Genomic DNA, 14,266 nt, shown 5'->3' with positions numbered 1-14,266 from the left:
GTCGGCCATCAGTAGAGATGATCCTCACGTGATATCCCTCACGTTTCGGGGGACGCCGGAAATAGAGTGACAGGGAGGGAAGCGGGGGAAGGCGTCAGTTCGTGGCGTGGGCCCCTGGCCCTGCCGGAACACCGCCGGAACCAGCGGGACCGCGCGGGCGGGGAGCGATCCTCCCGGCTCGGGGCGGGCCCAGTGAGGGGAGCGATTCATTTGACACCCCGGGTGCTCGTCGACGCCGCCGCGGTCCCCGCCGATCGCGGCGCCCTGATCAGGTATGTCGATGGACTGGTCGCGGCCCTGCACGAGGCGGGCGCGGACATCGCGGTGGTCTGCCAGCGCGCGGACGCCGAGCGGTACTCCGCTCTGGCCCCCTCCGCGCGGATCCTCTCCGGACCGCCCGCGATCACCAACCGGAACAAGCGGCTGGCCTGGGAGCAGACCGGGCTGCCGGTCCTCGCCCGGCACGCCGGCGCCCAGGTGGTCCACGCCCCCTATTACTCGATCCCGCTGGGCTCGGGCCTGCCCACGGTGGTCACCGTCCACGACGTCACCTCGTTCACCGACCCCGACCAGCACGACCCCGTCAGGGCCTCGTTCTTCCGGTCGGCCACCCGCACCGCCGTACGCCACGCGAACCGGGTGATCGTGCCCTCGAAGGCCACCATGGACGAGCTGGTCCGGGTGCTGGACGCCGACCCCACCCGGATCGACGTCGCCTACCACGGGGTGGACCCCACGTTGTTCCACGCGCCGGCGCCCGAGGACGTGCGCCGGGTGGCCGGGCGCATCGGCCTGCACGGCCGGCCGTACGTCGCCTACCTGGGCGCGCTGGAGCCGCGCAAGAACGTGCCGGCCCTGGTGACCGGGTTCGGCAGGGCGGTCGCCCATCTGTCCTCGCCGCCCGCGCTCGTGCTGGCGGGCGGCCCCGCCTGGGACGAGGAGGTCGACGCCGCCGTAGCCGGGCTGCCGCCCCGGGTGAAGGTCGTGCGCCCCGGCTTCCTGCCCTTCGCCGACCTGCCGGGCTTCCTCGGCGGGGCGCTCGTGGTCGCCTCTCCGTCGCGGTGCGAGGGGTTCGGGCTGCCCGTGCTGGAGGCGATGGCGTGCGGAGCGCCCGTGCTGACCACCCACCGCGCCTCGCTGCCCGAGGTGGGCGGCGACGCCGTGGCCTACACCGAACCCGACGCCGACAGCATCGCGCGTGCGCTGCGTGCCCTGCTGGAGTCGCCGGAGCGGCGTGAGTCGCTGGCACAGGCGGGGGTAACCCGCTCGCGCGAGTTCACCTGGCGGCACTCGGCCGAGGCCCATCTGCTCGCCTACCAACGGGCCGTCGAGGGCTAGCGAATCGGGGCCGGCCCGTGAAAGTTTCGATCAGCGGCGGAGGGTGCGCACCTGTCAGGAAACGTCCGCGCAACGGTCGGCGTCGGCGAGCCATGCGGAGGGCCCGGCTAGGCTACCCTCGCGGCTGTGAGGGAGAGTTCTGTGCGGTCGCCGGACGGTCTTGAGGCGATCCTTCTCGTGGGCGGCCAGGGCACGCGTCTGCGCCCGCTGACGCTCACCACGCCCAAGCCGCTGCTTCCGACGGCGGGGGTGCCCTTCCTCGCGCACCAGCTGGCGAAGGCGCGGGCGTACGGGGTGCGCCGGGTGGTCTTCGCGACCTCTTACCGGGCGTCCATGTTCGGCGAGGCGTTCGGCGACGGGTCGGGCTTCGGCCTGGAGATCGTCTACATGACCGAGGACACCCCGCTCGGCACCGGCGGCGCGATCCGCAACGCCGCGCGGGCGCTGACCTGCCCGCCCGGGGCGCCGGTGCTCGTGCTGAACGGCGACATCCTGTCGGGCCACGACATCGCGGCGCAGGTGGACCTGCACGTCTCACGGGGGGCCGCGGTGACCCTCCACCTCACGGAGGTGGACGACCCGTCGAGGTTCGGCTGCGTGCCGACCGACGACGACGGCAGGGTCAGCGCCTTCCTGGAGAAGACGCCCAATCCCGTGACGAACCGGATCAACGCGGGCTGCTACGTGTTCCAGCGCTCGGTCATCGACACGATCCCCGAGGGCCAGGTGGTGTCGGTGGAGCGGGAGACCTTCCCCGGGCTGATCGCGGCAGGCGAGCTGGTGCTCGGCTACGCCGACGCGTCGTACTGGCTGGACGTGGGCACGCCGGCGGCGTTCGTGCAGGGCTCGGCCGACCTGGTGCTGGGCAAGCTCGGCTCGCCCGCGCTGCCCGGTCCGGTGGGCGAGAGCCTCCTGCTGGACGGGGCCGTCGTGTCGCCCGAGGCCAAGGTCACCGGTGGCACGGTCGTCGGTGCCCGGGCCACGGTCGAGGCCGGCGCGAGCGTACGCGGCAGCGTGCTGTCCGAGGGCTGCCACGTCGCGTCCGGCGCGACCGTCGTGGACTCGGTCGTCGGCGTCGGCGCCCGGGTCGCCGCCGGCGCGGTGCTGCGCGCGGTCGTCGTCGGCGACGGCGCGCTCATCGGCCCCGGCAACGAGCTCACCTCCGGTATGCGGGTCTGGCCCGGGGTAAATCTGCCCGAGTGTGCGGTCCGCTTCTCCAGCGACGTCTGACATGACCTGTACGGCGTCCACCGGACGGGCAAGCGAGCGGCGCTGGCGGCCGTCCGCGCAGCTCGATCTCGCGTTGACGCTGTCGCCGCACCGGCGCGGGGGAGGCGACCCGGCCTGGCGGCGCACCCCCGACGGGGCGATCTGGCGCACCTCGCGCACCCCGGAAGGGCCCGGCACCCTGCGCGTGACGGCGAGCCCCGGCGAGGTCCACGCGCAGGCGTGGGGGCCGGGGGCCGGCTGGCTGCTGGAGACGCTTCCGTCGCTGCTCGGCGCCGAGGACGACGTGGGGGGCTTCGCCGCGATGCTCGCGCGGCTCACCCGCTCGGGCGATCCGGGGCAGGCCCGGGCCGCCGCGTTCGTCGCGGGCCTCGCCACCCGTGCGGCCGGGCTGCGGGTCGGGCGCTCCCTGCGGGTCTTCGAGGCGCTCGCGCCCGCCGTGCTCGAACAGAAGGTGGTCGGCAGGGAGGCGTGGCGGGCCTGGCGGTTCCTCCTGCGCCGGTACGGCGAGCCGGCTCCGGGCCCGGCCCCCGAGGGCATGTACGTGATCCCGCCCCCGGAGGCGTGGCGGGCGATCCCGTCGTGGGACTGGCATCGGGCGGGCGCGGAGGCCGTACGGGCTCGGACGATCGTCAACGCGGCCCGGCACGCCGAGAAATTGGAGAGCACCACCACGTCGGCATCGTCGGAGGAGGCGGACCGCCTGCTGCGGGCACTGCCGGGCATCGGCGTGTGGACCTCCGCCGAGGTGCGCCAGCGGGCCCACGGCGACCCGGACGCCCCGAGCGTGGGCGACTTCCACCTGCCGGGAATCGTCGGCTACGCGTTGACCGGGCAGAAGGCCGACGACGACGGCATGCTCGACCTGCTCGAGCCGTTCCGGGGGCACCGCCACCGCGTGGTGAGGCTGATCGAGCTCAGCGGCGTCAGACCGCCGGCCCGTGGCCCGCGCATGGCCCCGCGCGACTACCGGGCCTTCTGACGACCTCCCGCGTGTCTGTCAGAGCACCGGCAACATCTCTGTCACGGTCTTGAGGCGAGCGTAGCGGGAGGGATGGATACGACGATCTCAAAATGTGTCGGAAGGGCGAACACGCTGGGACGCGACCCGCCGGGGAGGGGCGATCGCCGTACTGCTTCTGCTGCTGGCCGTCATGGTGGGGGGAATTCTCTACGGTGCGATCCGGATCTACGACGCACCGTCCGCATCGTCTCAGCCCGAGCCCGCGGTCACCAGGACGTTGCCGACTCCCGAGACGGAGGGGTGGCGGGATCCCAGTCATCCTCCTCGGTCGGCCGTCACCTCCGTACGGGTGTCGTCGGCGGCCGGGAACAAGAAGCAGGAGGAAGACGACGGCCTGCCGATCGAGGTCGAGGGGACCGTTAGCGTGGCGATCCGTCTGTCGGCAGACGATCCCGTCATCGAGCAGGTGCGTGCCGGGCTGGTCGATCTGGATCTTCTGGAAGACAACGCCCTCGGCGTTTTTGGTCTCCAGGCGGTCGGAGGGAGTTTCCAGTACGAAGACGCGACGGCGCCCGTTCTACGGTTCAACGAGGGCCAGTCGACGGCGACCGTCGCGCTGACCCAGGACTTCAGCGGCACTGTATACGAGTACGACACGCTGCTCGTGGAGTACGACGCGCCGTTGGTGGGCGGTTCCGGGCGACCGGGAACACGCCGTCCGCGGCCGCCTCTGGACTCCCATCTCATCGAGATCACGGCTGGCGGATGGACGGTCGCGGGCGTCACCGGTCAGGTCCCCGCCACGCAGGGCGACCGCTCGGTCGAACTGCGGGGCGGGGCGAACGCGCGGGTCGCCCTCGTACGCGACGGTTATGCCCCAGACGTGAGCGCCCAACTTGCGGACGTCGACCACGAGGCGAAGGACAACAAGGGCGAGCCGGGCGCGGAGGGCTCCTTCCCCTCTCTCGCGGGGTCTCTCTCCACCGTCGCCGCGATCGCGATCGTCTTCTTTTCCTTCGTCCGCGCGCTCGGATTGAAGTGGTGGCGCAGGCGATCCAATCAAGTACTGATCGTGACCGCCATCGGCGTCCTCGCCGTAGTCACCTTCGTTGGGCTGTTCGCGAGTCCGCGGTACTTCCTCCTCTCCGAGGTGACGGACATCCTCAGCGCGCCCTACAGCGCTCTCTACCTCCAGATGTGGCCCCAGCTCAACGTGGGCGGGCTCATAGTGTCCTTGGCGTCGGCGGTGCTCCTGCTTCCGGCGGTGGCAGTCGCTCATGCCCTGCATCGGCTGGGCGTTCCACCCTGGCGAGCGCGGGAGGTTTGGTGGCTGGGGGCGGTCCTGCTTGCCACCGGAACGGCTCTCATCGCCCTGGGGGCGAACGCCCAGGACGTGCGGCATCTCGCGCCCGTCCTTCTCCTACTGCTGGCGGGGTCCGGCGGCGCCGTCGTACTCGCACGGCGGCTCCGCCGCCGGTGGGTGGACGGCCGTGCCATGATCCTGGTCGCCTTCGCCGTCCCGGTGTTCCTTCTGGGACTGACGGTGCTCGAGCGTGACATCGCGGTCGGCGGTGGGATGGAGGTGCCGGCTCTCGTCATGTCCCTGGCACTGTTATGGTCTCCCGCTGCGGTGGCTGGCGTTGCCGTCGCCAATCACCGGTGGTCCGCCTGGCACGCGGCACTGTGCGTCGCCGGGACTCTTGTCGTGCTGGCGTTCCCGACGATCGCCGACTTAGAGGATATCGACCCGGATCTGACTCCGGACAACGTGCGGTCTGTCGTTTTCAGCTTCGCCGTACAAAGCCTGGGGCTGGCCTTTCTCCTGGCATTCCTCCTCATGGTTGTGCGTATGTTCCGGTTGGGCCGATCTCCCTCGGCAGTCACCGGCCAGATTCCCTTCGCCACGACCGTCTGCTGCGTCACCATGCTCTTCATGCGGGGGGCAGGTCAGGAGATCCCCGCGCTGCTCGCATGCGCGGCGGTCGTGTGGCTCCTCCCGAAAGGCGCGGGCCGGCATCTGAAGACGCTCTCGGCCGTCACCGGCAAGGAGCACAAGCGACTCGTACGCGCCGCACTGCGGCTGAGAGTTCTCAGGCTCTCTCAAGAGGATTTCTTCCGTACCATGCGCGCCCGCCTGGCGGGCGGTGAGGTGACTGTCGGCGAACTGGACCGCCAGGCCGATGACCTCGACCAAGCGGTGAGCGCGAGACCCGAGGGGATCGACCCAGACCTTGCCTTCTCGACCTCGGGCGGGTACTCCCCCAAGCAGAACGGCCTGGCGGCGCTCCTGCTGGCGGTCCTACTCGCGCTTCCTCTGCCAGTCGCCATTAAAAGACAGGACATAAACCTGTCGCTCATCGCGCTGTTCGACAACCGTTTGATCCTCGGCTTGCTGGCCTTCGGCATCGTCTACGGCTACTTCTATCCACGAGTCCGCGGTAGATCGCCCATCACTAAGGGTCTGTTCCTCGCGATGGCCGTCCTTCCCCCCGATATCGCCCCGTCCTGGAGCTTCCTGGTGGGCGACAAAGCCTCATTTCTGGAAAGGCTCAACGTCGTCGCGATCGTGCTGGGCGACGTCGCGCTGTTGGGGCTGGGGCTGGGCGTCCTGTGGGAGTGGCGCTTCATGCGCGCCGCGGGGGAGTCGTGGGCTCGTATCCGCAACATCCGCAATCTTCGTTCCCTGGCCGCGCCCCTCACCGCGATCGCCATCGCCGCCGGCACGGCCGCGGCGACCTCGCTGGCGGGTGCGGCCGTGACGGAGATCGTGAGACCGGCGCCCTCTCCGTCGGCTGGCACGGCTACTTCTTCCCCGGGGATCTTTGCGCCGCCGAACGAGCCTCGTAGGGAGGAGTAGCGCGGTTCGACGAGATGGGGCATGGCTCGCTCCTACGGGCGGTGGGCCGCCGACTACCGGGCCTTCTGACGACGTCCGTTCAGGTCCTGGTTGATCCCGCAGTGATCGACCCCGTCCCGGCACCTGCCGCTGAGGGTGTTGGTGAAGACGCTGACGCTCGTCACCTGCTGGAGGCCGGTGAAGGCGAGGCCGTTGTTGCCGGCGGGGGCGTTCACGTTGCGCCTGCCCCTGGACACCTGCAGGGGTGCGCTGGCGATCGCGGGCGTGTTGGCCGTGTTGCGGCCGTCCGTGACCTGCTTGGCGTGGCCCTTGCCCGATCTGCCGCCGTGCCCGGCCTGCGCCGCCGCGAACGCGGCACCCGTGAGCGGCGCCGACAACCCGATCACGAGCGTCGCGACGGCCAGCGACCGGACCCCCGAGGGCAGACAAAAAGCACGATTCACCCTTATTGCGGCCATCAGTTCCCACCCGTTCATCGATCTCGCCCCAGCGCTCATACCCTCCGGCCGCAAACTCCCCGGCGGGCGCACGCCATGACTTCTCCCGTACGTGCGGCCGGGGGCTGAGTGCGCCGGACGGACCCACGCCTCATAGGGTGCGGCGTATGACGGCGAAGCGACCCCCGAACGTCAGCTCCGACAGCGGCACCCGCCGGGCACTCGCGCGGGCCAGGGACGGCAAGACCCTCGACCTCGCGGAGGCGGCGATCCTGCTGCGCGCCCGCGGCGACGACCTGGACGCCCTGCTCGCGCACGCCTCGCGGGTCAGGGACGCGGGACTGGAGGCCGCCGGCCGGCCCGGCGTCATCACCTACAGCCGCAAGGTCTTCATCCCGCTGACCCGGCTGTGCCGGGACAGGTGCGGCTACTGCACGTTCGCCACCGCGCCGCACAAGCTGCCCGCCGCATTCCTGTCCCCGGACGAGGTGCTGGAGATCGCCCGCCAGGGCGCGGCGATGGGCTGCAAGGAGGCGCTGTTCACGCTCGGCGACCGGCCGGAGGACCGCTGGCACCAGGCGCGCGAGTGGCTCGACGCCCACGGGTACGACGACACGCTGTCGTACGTCCGGGCGATGGCGATCCGGGTGCTGGAGGAGACGGGGCTGCTGCCCCACCTCAACCCCGGCGTGCTGACTTGGAAGGACCTGCAGCGGCTCAAGCCGGTCGCGCCCTCGATGGGCATGATGCTGGAGACCACCTCACGGCGGCTGTTCACCGAGAAGGGCGAGGCCCACTACGGCTCTCCCGACAAGGACCCCGACGTACGGCTGCGCGTGCTGGAGGACGCCGGCCGCTCCAGCGTGCCGTTCACGACGGGCCTGCTGATCGGCATCGGCGAGACGATCGAGGAGCGGGCCGACTCGATCTTCGCGATCCGCCGGGTGGCCAGGGAGTACGGCGGCATCCAGGAGGTCATCGTCCAGAACTTCCGCGCCAAGCCCGACACGGCCATGCGCGGGATGCCCGACGCCGACCTGCACGAGCTGGCCGCGACGATCGCGGTGACGCGGCTCGTGCTCGGCCCGAAGGTCCGCGTGCAGGCGCCGCCCAACCTGATCGGCGAGGAGTACGCGCTGATGCTGCGGGCGGGCATCGACGACTGGGGCGGGGTGTCGCCGCTCACGCCCGACCACGTCAACCCCGAACGCCCCTGGCCGCAGATCGACGACCTGGCGGCGCGGACCGCCGGCGCCGGGTTCGCGCTGCGCGAGCGCCTCACGATCTATCCCGAGTATGTGCTCGCGGGGGAGCCGTGGCTCGACCCCCGGCTCACCGAGCACGTGGCGGCGCTGGCCGACCCCGCCACCGGGCTCGCCCGGGAGGACGCCGTGCTCCAGGGCCGTCCCTGGCAGGAGCCCGACGGCGGCCTCGGCGGGCTCGTCACCGGCGGACGGGCCGACCTGCACACCGCCGTCGACGCCGAGGGCCGGACGGGCGACCGCCGTGCCGACTTCGACAGCGTGTACGGCGACTGGGACGCGCTGCGCGAGCGCCTGCCCAGGGGTGGACGAGACGGGGCCGTCAGGGCGGACGTCCGGGAGGCGCTGCGGCAGGCCGAGGCGGACCCGGCGCGGCTGACCGACGAGCAGGCGCTGACGCTGCTCGACCTGGCCGGGGACCAGTCGGGGGCGGGCGCCGACGACGCCGGCCTGGACGAGCTGTGCCGGATCGCCGACGGGCTGCGCCGTGAGGCCGTGGGCGACGACGTCACCTACGTCGTCAACCGGAACATCAACTTCACCAACGTCTGCTACACCGGCTGCCGGTTCTGCGCGTTCGCCCAGCGGCGCACCGACGCCGACGCCTACACCCTGTCGCTGAGCGAGGTCGCCGACCGGGCCCAGGAGGCGTGGGAGGCCGGGGCGACCGAGGTGTGCATGCAGGGCGGCATCCACCCCGACCTGCCCGGCACGGCCTACTTCGACATCGCCCGCGCGGTGAAGGAACGCTGTCCCGACATCCACGTGCACGCGTTCTCGCCGATGGAGGTCGTCAACGGCGCGAGCCGTACGAACCTGTCGGTCGAGGAGTGGCTGCACGCGGCGCGGGAGGCGGGGGTCGACTCGCTGCCCGGCACGGCCGCCGAGATCCTCGACGACGACGTGCGGTGGGTGCTGACCAAGGGCAAGCTGCCCGCCCGGGAGTGGATCGAGGTCATCTCCACCGCCCACCGGGTCGGGATCCCGACGACATCGACCATGATGTACGGCCACGTGGACACCCATGAGCACTGGGTGCGCCACATCCGGCTGATCCGAACGATCCAGGAGGAGACGGGCGGGTTCAGCGAGTTCGTGCTGCTGCCGTTCGTGCACCACAGCGCCCCGATCTATCTGGCGGGCATCGCCAGGCCGGGGCCGACCGCGCGGGAGAACCGGGCCGTCCACGCGCTGGCGCGGGTCATGCTGCACGGCGCGATCCGCAACATCCAGTGCTCCTGGGTGAAGCTGCGCGACGACCTGTGCCGGGACGTGCTCGCCGGCGGCGTGAACGACCTCGGCGGCACGCTCATGGAGGAGACGATCAGCCGGATGGCCGGCTCGGAGAACGGCTCCTACAAGACGATCAGCGAGATCGCGGCCATGGTCGCGCCGACCGGCCGTCCGCTGCGCCAGCGCACCACCGCGTACGGCCGGCCGAGCGAGGAGCGGGCCGAGGCGGCCCGGCGCAGCGACGGAGTGTGCCAGTCGGTCCGCAGGCCGCTGCTCACGGTCTCACCCGTCTCCCGGCCGCCGGTCACCTCGTGACGTAGAAGTCGGCCGGGTCGCGCGGCGGCCGGTCCTTGGGGGGCGCGGCGGGATGCCCGATGGCCACCGCGCCCATGGGGTCCCAGTTCTGCGGCAGGCCGAGCACCTTGCGCACCACGTCGCGGCAGAACATCGTGGACGACACCCAGGCCGAGCCCAGCCCCTGCACGGCGAGCTGCACCAGGAAGTTCTGCACCCCGGCGCCGGTGGCCACCACGAACATCTCCCGCTCGGCGGCGTTCCTGCGCTCGTCCCTGTAGGTGTGCGAGCCGTCCATCACCAGGCACGGCACCGCCAGGTAGGGCGCGTTCCGCAGCACGTCGCCGCGCCGGATCCGCCGGGCGATCGACTCCTCGGAGAAGCCGTCGGAGCGCAGGTCCTCGATCCAGGCGTCCCGCATAGCGTCGAGCAGTTCCGTACGCGCCTGCGGGGTCTCCAGCAGCACGAACCGCCACGGGGTGGTGTGGTGCGGGGCGGGCGCGGCGACGGCGGCCGCCACGGCCCGCCGTACGGCGGCGGTGTCCACCTCGGCGGGGGAGAACTCCCGGATCGTGCGGCGGGCGAAGACGACGTCGGCCGAGCCGAACCGGAACATGTCCTCGTCGGCGGGGCGGACCAGGACCCGCCCGCCCGGGCCTTCCTCGTCGGTCACCAGGCCGCCAAGCCCACGCACGACGGCCACCGGAACGCCGGACAGCTTGCCCTTCGCCAGGTCGCCCGCCGCCGCGATCTCGTCGGCCAGCGCCGTGACGGTGGCGTTGAGCGGGTTGCCGTAGCCGTCGGTGCCGCCGCGCAGGTCCTCAAGGGGCAGCACGCCGGCCGTGCCGATGGCGACGTCGGTCAGGCCGTGCCGCCAGGGCCGGCCGAAGGTGTCGGAGACGATCACCCCGACCCGCACGCCGAGCCGCTCGCGCAGCCCCCGCCGGATCCGGTCCGCCGAGGCGTCCGGGTCCTCGGGCAGCAGCAGCACGGTGCCGGGGGAGGTGTTGGAGGCGTCCACGCCGGCCGCGGCCATCACGAAGCCGTGCCGCGTCTGCGCGATGACCGTGTCCCCGCGCCGCGCGACCACACGCTCGGTCTCCTCCTCGATCGCGGCCGTACGGCTCTCGCCGTGGCGGACGCGGCCCTCGGCCTTGCTCACGATCTTGGAGGTCACGACCAGGATGTCGCCGTCCTGGAGGCCGGGCGCGGCCTGCGCCACGAGCAGGGAGATGTCGTCGCCGGGCCGCACCTCGGGCAGGCCGGGCACGCCGCTTACAGTGATCTGGGGCATGTGTTCCTCTGACATCTCGGTTCAGGACCCGATCGACCGGGCCAGGGCGAGGGCCGCGGCGGCGATGTCCCTCGTGGCCTCGGGGTCGCTCATCAGGAGCGGCCGCGCCTCCACCACCACGCCGTCGAGCGCCACGCCCTTGTCCTCCTCGGCCACGAGCCAGCCGTCGAGCAGCGCGGAGCCGTACAGCTCCAGGACGGCCTGGGCGCTCGTCTCCACGCCGATCGCGGTCAGGCAGGCGTCGGCCATGCCGCGCACCGGCGCGCCGCCGATGATGGGGGAGACGCCGACGACCGTCTTGTCCTCCAGGGCCGCCCGGATGCCCGGGATCTGGAGGATCGTGCCGATGCTGACGACCGGGTTCGACGGCGGGAGGACGACGACATCCGCCGCCGCGATGGCGTCGAGCACGCCGGGCGCGGGACGGGCCTCGTCCGCGCCGACGAGCACGATCTGCTCGGCCGGCACGGAGGCGCGCAGCCGCACCCACCACTCCTGGAAGTGGATCGCCCTTCTGCCGTCCTCGTCGGAGACGACCACGTGGGTCTCGGTGCGGTCGTCCGACATCGGCAGCAGCCGCACTCCGGGGCGCCACCGGTCGCACAGGGCCTCGGTCACCTGCGAGAGCGGATAACCGGCCGCCAGCATCTGGCTGCGGATGATGTGGGTGGCGAAGTCCCGGTCGCCGAGGCCGAACCACTGCGGCTCCATGCCGTAGGCGGCGAGCTCCTCCTTGACGGTGAACGTTTCAGCTGCCCGCCCCCAGCCTTGTTCCTCGTTGATGCCGCCGCCCAGCGTGTACATGACCGTGTCGAGGTCCGGGCACACGCGCAGGCCGAAGAGGGTGATGTCGTCGCCGGTGTTGCCGATCACGGTGATCTCGGAATCGGGGGCCGCCGCCTTGAGACCTCGGAGGAACCGGGCGCCGCCGATTCCTCCGGCGAGGGACACGATGCGCATGCCGCCAGTCTTCCACCGGCCGCCCGCGGGATCGCCGACACCCACCCCAGGAACGGGATGAACAGCGATATGTAGGGTGTGTTCGGCTTGTGAGGTTGCTGGGTCTGACGACGCTTTAGTCAGTCATGTGCAAAACTTCCCCGAGTGCCGTTTGGACCGATGGGGGTAGTCGTGCTCAAGGTCGATACCGGCCGGCTCCGCGAGCCGGCCGCGTGGACGATGCTCGCGGTGGTGATCACCAGCGTCCTCGTCAGCATCGCGCGCATGCTGATCGGATCCTCGCTGAGCAGCACGTTCGGCATCCGCGCGGCGGCGAGCCTGTACTCCCTCGTGTCCCCGGTCTCGACCGCGCTCGCGTTCGGCGCCGTGCTGCTCGTCGCCAAGGCCGGCGCGCCCACCCCCCGGGCCCGCCTGGTGGCGCTCGGCGCGGCCGGGTCGCTCGGTCTCGGCATCGTCTTCGGCGTGATCGCCGTGCTGGGCGTGCTCGTGGGCGACCTGGCCACGTTCCGCGACCGGTTCGAATACCTGATCACCGGACTGCCGATGGTCGCGCTCGCCGTCTTCGGCGCGCTGTTCGCGCTGAGCACGGCGTCGGCGCTCCAGCCCGCCAGGGAACCGGCGGGCGGCTACTTCGGCAGGAGCGAGGACGCCTACCCGCCCCAGCCGTACGCTCCGGCGCCGCCGCAGGGCCCGCAGGTTCCGCAGGGTCCGCAGGGCCCCGGCCCGATGCCCGCCCAGCAGATGCCCGCCCAGCAGATGCCCCAGAACGTGCCCCAGACTCCGCCGCAGAACGCCCCCCACCAGGGCCAGCCACAGGGCCAGCCGCAGGGGCCCGCGTACGGGCAGAACGCGCCGGCGCCGGTCCACCCCCAGCTGCCGCCCGCCGAGCACCGGTACGCCGAGCACCAGCAGTACGCCCAGGAGCAGTACCCCCAGGAGTACGAGCCGCAGCCCTCCTACAGCCCCGCCCCGACTGCCCCGCAGTCCCCGCCGCCGCCGCAGCCCGCGCAGCCGCAGCAGTTCGGGCAGCCCGCCGCTCCGGCTCCCGCTCACGGACAGGCGCAGCAGCAGCCCCGGCCGTCGCTGCACGACGTCCAGACCGGTGCGCACTACTCCGACTACGGCGCGTACGGCGCGCAGCCCGAGGCCCCTGCGGCGCCCCAGCGGCCCGACTACTCCCCGCCGCCGCAGGGCCCGGTCTTCGACCAGTACGGTTACGCGGGCCAGCAGTCGGACTCCGCCGGTTACGGGCAGTTCCCGAGCGCTCCCCCCAGTGCTCCCCCCAGCGCTCCCACCAGTGCGCCCAACGTCCCCAGTGCCCTCAGCGCCCCCGGCGCCTCGGGCGGTTACGGCCAGCCCTCCTCCTACAACCCGAGCCCGGCTCCCGAGGCCAGGCCGTACGAGCAGGAGCAGCCGTACGGACAGGGCTCGCCGTTCTCCGGCTACTCGGGCCAGGCGTTCGCCCGCCAGGCCGCCGAGCACGTGGCCGGCGGTCCGGCCTTCGACGCTCCCCCCGCGTACGAGGGCCCGGCCGACCCGAGGGAGCAGCAGCTCGCGCAGGCCTACCAGCAGGCGCAGAGCTACCAGAAGGGCGCCCTGCCCGACCACCCCACCGGTCCGCAGGACATGCCGGAGTACTACGACAACCCGCTCGGCCACCCCCAGTCCGAGCCCGCGCCGTTCCAGGCCCCGATGCCCGGCCCCGCCGACCAGACGGTCCGCTTCGACGCCTCCGGCTACCAGGGAGACCCGCTCAGCGACCCCCTGCACAGGGAGGAACCGCTCGATCCGACGGCCATCTACACCCCCGATCGGTCGCAGGCAAAGTATGAGGAAGGTTCCGCCCCCGATCAGGCAGGCCTCGGAACCGACCCCAACCTCCCTTGGTATGGTTCCGAACGCTGATAGGACCGTAGATCGGGGCGTACGAACCGGGGCGAGCAGGTCTTTCCCCGGGTATCGTTATGCCGCTTGACGCCACACGCGCCACGCGCGTGTAATTACAGACATGTTGTTACGCCTTCCCGAGGGTGGGTATAGGGCAGGCGTTTTTATGGGGGGCTCCATGTGGGCGGGCGAGCGACAGGGAGGTGTGCAATGACCGATCTGGTCATGGCACAGGCGCTCGATGGCGATGGTGAAGATCTTGGGTGGCAGGAGCGCGCTTTGTGCGCGCAGACTGATCCTGAGGCGTTCTTTCCTGAAAAGGGCGGTTCCACCAGGGAAGCAAAGAAGGTGTGCCGTTCGTGTGAGGTGCGCGCCGAATGCCTTGAATACGCGCTTCAGCATGATGAGCGTTTCGGCATCTGGGGCGGCCTGTCTGAGCGGGAAAGGCGCAAGATCAAGCGCCAGGCTGTCTAGGTAGCGTCCCTGACACCGACGTGGGCGGGGCTGTGCGTT

General features: G+C 71.6%; 10 protein-coding genes. 7 read left to right on the top strand and 3 right to left on the bottom strand.

Going from position 1 to position 14,266, the window contains the following annotated elements; translation table 11 throughout:
• Positions 1-210 precede the first annotated feature (210 nt).
• The 4 genes from ACIBK1_RS20345 to ACIBK1_RS20330 all read left to right on the top strand — a co-directional run bounded on the left by ACIBK1_RS20345 (position 211) and on the right by ACIBK1_RS20330 (position 6,386).
• Positions 211-1,338 carry a glycosyltransferase family 4 protein gene (locus tag ACIBK1_RS20345; protein WP_396736877.1) on the top strand — a complete coding sequence of 376 codons (1,128 nt, stop codon included), beginning with the start codon at positions 211-213 and terminating at the stop codon, positions 1,336-1,338.
• Between the two features lie 126 nt (positions 1,339-1,464).
• Positions 1,465-2,568: a mannose-1-phosphate guanylyltransferase gene (locus ACIBK1_RS20340; RefSeq protein WP_231513973.1), complete on the top strand. Its 1,104-nt coding sequence runs from the start codon at positions 1,465-1,467 to the stop codon at positions 2,566-2,568.
• Between the two features lies 1 nt (position 2,569).
• Positions 2,570-3,547 carry a DNA-3-methyladenine glycosylase family protein gene (locus ACIBK1_RS20335; RefSeq protein ID WP_396736873.1) on the top strand — a complete coding sequence of 326 codons (978 nt, stop codon included), beginning with the start codon at positions 2,570-2,572 and terminating at the stop codon, positions 3,545-3,547.
• Between the two features lie 94 nt (positions 3,548-3,641).
• Complete coding sequence (locus ACIBK1_RS20330) at positions 3,642-6,386, top strand: hypothetical protein (RefSeq protein ID WP_396736870.1); 2,745 nt, start codon at positions 3,642-3,644, stop codon at positions 6,384-6,386.
• 53 nt (positions 6,387-6,439) lie between these two features.
• On the opposite strand, the gene ACIBK1_RS20325 is transcribed toward ACIBK1_RS20330, so the two are convergent.
• Complete coding sequence (locus tag ACIBK1_RS20325) at positions 6,440-6,862, bottom strand: hypothetical protein (RefSeq protein ID WP_396736867.1); 423 nt, start codon at positions 6,860-6,862, stop codon at positions 6,440-6,442.
• Between the two features lie 128 nt (positions 6,863-6,990).
• Between ACIBK1_RS20325 and ACIBK1_RS20320 the strand changes: the two genes are divergently transcribed.
• Positions 6,991-9,633, top strand: coding sequence for a bifunctional FO biosynthesis protein CofGH (locus ACIBK1_RS20320; protein WP_396736864.1), 2,643 nt, complete (start codon positions 6,991-6,993; stop codon positions 9,631-9,633).
• On the opposite strand, the gene ACIBK1_RS20315 is transcribed toward ACIBK1_RS20320, so the two are convergent.
• Together ACIBK1_RS20315 and cofD are read right to left on the bottom strand one after the other, a co-directional pair.
• Complete coding sequence (locus ACIBK1_RS20315) at positions 9,623-10,906, bottom strand: coenzyme F420-0:L-glutamate ligase (protein WP_156081002.1); 1,284 nt, start codon at positions 10,904-10,906, stop codon at positions 9,623-9,625. The two genes, ACIBK1_RS20320 and ACIBK1_RS20315, sit on opposite strands and share 11 nt — an antisense overlap.
• A 21-nt stretch (positions 10,907-10,927) precedes the next feature.
• Positions 10,928-11,866, bottom strand: coding sequence for a 2-phospho-L-lactate transferase (gene cofD, locus ACIBK1_RS20310; RefSeq protein WP_076432857.1), 939 nt, complete (start codon positions 11,864-11,866; stop codon positions 10,928-10,930).
• A gap of 171 nt (positions 11,867-12,037) precedes the next feature.
• Between cofD and ACIBK1_RS20305 the strand changes: the two genes are divergently transcribed.
• Complete coding sequence (locus ACIBK1_RS20305) at positions 12,038-13,771, top strand: hypothetical protein (protein ID WP_396736860.1); 1,734 nt, start codon at positions 12,038-12,040, stop codon at positions 13,769-13,771.
• A gap of 192 nt (positions 13,772-13,963) precedes the next feature.
• The gene (locus tag ACIBK1_RS20300; protein ID WP_030509369.1) at positions 13,964-14,227 is read left to right on the top strand and encodes a WhiB family transcriptional regulator; all 264 of its coding nucleotides are present in this window, start codon (positions 13,964-13,966) and stop codon (positions 14,225-14,227) included.
• The last annotated feature ends 39 nt before the right edge of the window (positions 14,228-14,266 follow it).

The organism is Microbispora rosea (assembly GCF_044460045.1).
GTDB lineage: Bacteria > Actinomycetota > Actinomycetes > Streptosporangiales > Streptosporangiaceae > Microbispora > Microbispora rosea.
The sequence above is the reverse complement of the archived record's forward strand: the minus strand, read 5'-3'. Positions and strand labels throughout refer to the sequence as shown.